At 41.4% G+C, this 2,508-nt stretch carries 2 protein-coding genes; one reads left to right on the top strand and one right to left on the bottom strand.

Annotated elements, in window-relative coordinates:
• Nucleotides 1–6: 6 nt before the first annotated feature.
• A complete protein-coding gene (locus AABI99_RS18035) occupies nucleotides 7–723 on the bottom strand; it encodes a hypothetical protein (RefSeq protein ID WP_338367498.1) in 717 nt (238 codons plus the stop codon).
• Nucleotides 724–1,101: 378 nt separating this feature from the next.
• Here AABI99_RS18035 and AABI99_RS18040 point away from each other — a divergent pair, with 378 nt between their 5' ends.
• Nucleotides 1,102–2,259 (top strand): benzoate/H(+) symporter BenE family transporter, encoded by a 1,158-nt coding sequence (locus tag AABI99_RS18040; RefSeq protein ID WP_338367499.1) that lies wholly within the window; start codon nucleotides 1,102–1,104, stop codon nucleotides 2,257–2,259.
• The last annotated feature ends 249 nt before the right edge of the window (nucleotides 2,260–2,508 follow it).

Raw genomic sequence — 2,508 nt, forward strand, 5'->3', positions numbered from 1 at the left:
GTTGGGTTACTGCGTGTTGGGTTGTTCCGTGTTTTTTGGTGCAAAAATATCTAGGGTGTTATCTGTTTTTGGTGAAGGGGCATCTACATGGTGTTCTATATGGCTTTTGTATAAGTCGCGTTTGGCGGCAATCCAGCCGTATTTACCTTTACTTTCAAACACGTAATTGCCGCTTGGTGCGGTAAATTGCCCATAAACTGCATCTTTACCTACGGTCATCACTGTGGTGTGTAGTTGTCCGTTGGCGCCAATAACTTGGCCAAATATACTTTTATCGCCATTACTTGCTTCTGATAGTGAAGTAATTTCGGCGCTGTAAGTCTCGGCAGTTTGCGGGATAGAAATATCAAACGATTCGCCAGTTTTAAGGGCGTATAAAGCGTTTAAATCGAACTCTATGTAAGCTTCGTTGTTTAAATCGCTTGGCAGTACTTTGGCGTTGCTAAGTACCTCTTTGGCTTTTGCTGATACTTTGTTGATGGCTTCAAACTCTCCGCTTTGCTCGGGTAAATCAATTGTTTGAGGTTTTACGTTAACGGGGTCTTTACTCATGTTTATGGGTTGCGGTGCTTTTTTGTTTGCTGCAAATTTTGAGTCAACCGGCACTATATCTACCGCGATAGGAGCTGTTTTAGGCTCTATATCTTTGTTATTAAATGCCAGCTTATAAATAACAACCGCAGTTAGTCCAAGGGCAATAATGATTATAGTGGCGCGTTTCATTTGTTTCTCTTTCGGGTTTTTTGGTTAACTAGTTGTTATGTTTTATATCATATGGATGATTAGATCAAGTTTGTCTGTATAGTTAAAAAGTATTGGTTTGTGTTTTTGTAAGCGATTGTAAATAAATATATTACCCATTATAGGGTTGATAATTAATTGAAATAGTATGGCGTTTTTTGAGTGTTTTAGCGGTGTGGAGACATTAAAAAGTGAATTGGATTTGTTTTTAATTTGGCAATTAATTAGCGATGCGATAAAGGGCAAAAATTTTTTAAAATAATGAATATTTTTCACGCTTAATAGCGAAAACGTTAATTGCCAAGCGTACATTGGCCACGTATGTTGTGAGCTTAACCACAAAAAACTAAGAGGGATTTTATGATGTTTTCCGATCAGCTGCTTAATCGTGCAACCGCAGGGTTAGTGGCTGTTATTATTGGTTTTTCAAGCTCAATCGCACTTATTTATCAAGTTGTTATTACCTTAGGCGGAACGCCTGATTTAGTTGCTAGCTGGCTATTAATGCTGGGGCTGGTAATGGGCATAACCACGATTGGGTTATCGTATTACTATAAAGTGCCGGTTTTAATTGCGTGGTCTACCACTGGGGCGGCTTTACTTATTTCCAGCGCGCAGGGCTACCATTTAGGTGAAGCCATTGGAGCATTTATGTTTGCCGCTACCTTGGTTTTTGTGTCGGGAGTTACCGGTTGGTTTGAGAAAATAATGAACCGGATACCGAGCGAGCTTGCCTGTGCCATGCTGGCAGGCGTGTTGGTCACCTTTGGTATAGACGTATTTAATTTTATGAATGAGCTACCCCTGGTTATAGGCTTGATGGTGCTTATGTATTTTTTAGGCAAACGTTTTTTTGCGCGCTTTGCCATGCTAAGCGTATTAATTGCAGGTGTGCTACTGGCGTGGCAAATGGGGCATATTGATACTGGCGCCATTCATTGGAAAATAAGTGAGTTTACATACATAGCGCCAGTGTTTAATTTGCAAGCGTGTATAAGTATTGGCTTACCACTTTATATAGTGACCATGACCTCTCAAAATTTACCGGGTATTGCGGTACTAAAGGCACATAATTATAAAGCGCCTATTTCGGCCACCCTTAATGTAACCGGTTTTATTAATATTTTAACGGCACCATTTGGTACCTATTCAATTAATTTAGCCGCCATTACCGCCGCTATTTGTATGAGTGATGAGGCTGATAAAAGCCCCGATAAACGCTATTGGGCAAGTATTGCTGCTGGTGTATTTTATATTGTGATGGCACTTTGTGCGGCAACGCTTGTTGGCTTAGTGGCAAGTTTACCGCAAGCACTCATTTTAGCTTTGGCGGGTATTGCGCTATTTGGCACCATTGCTAATAGCTTGCAGCAAGCGCTAAGCTCTGCTCAATACACAGAAGCGGCAATAGTGACATTTTTGGTGACTGCATCTGACTTAACTATGCTTTCGGTGGGCTCTGCGTTTTGGGGAATTATTGCAGGGGTATGTACGCTGATGGTTACCCGTAAAGGTTAAAGCAATGCGCGTCTACAGGATCATTCAACTCTGCTGTTAAGATTCAATGTAGGCGCGATTTTATACCCGTTTGTAGACGTCGAGCTTGCTCACGTTAGAAGCGCAGCTTCTCATTAATTCCACCACCGAGGACACTGAGGCGCTTCGCGCTACACAGAGAAAGCACCCGTATTGTTTAGTCACTTTTCTAGGTATTCGCCTTCGCATCTCTGTGGTGAAACAATCACTTTATACCTAGGTAAAAGCGTT

The sequence above is a fragment of the uncultured Pseudoalteromonas sp. genome, from assembly GCF_963922945.1.
GTDB lineage: Bacteria > Pseudomonadota > Gammaproteobacteria > Enterobacterales > Alteromonadaceae > Pseudoalteromonas.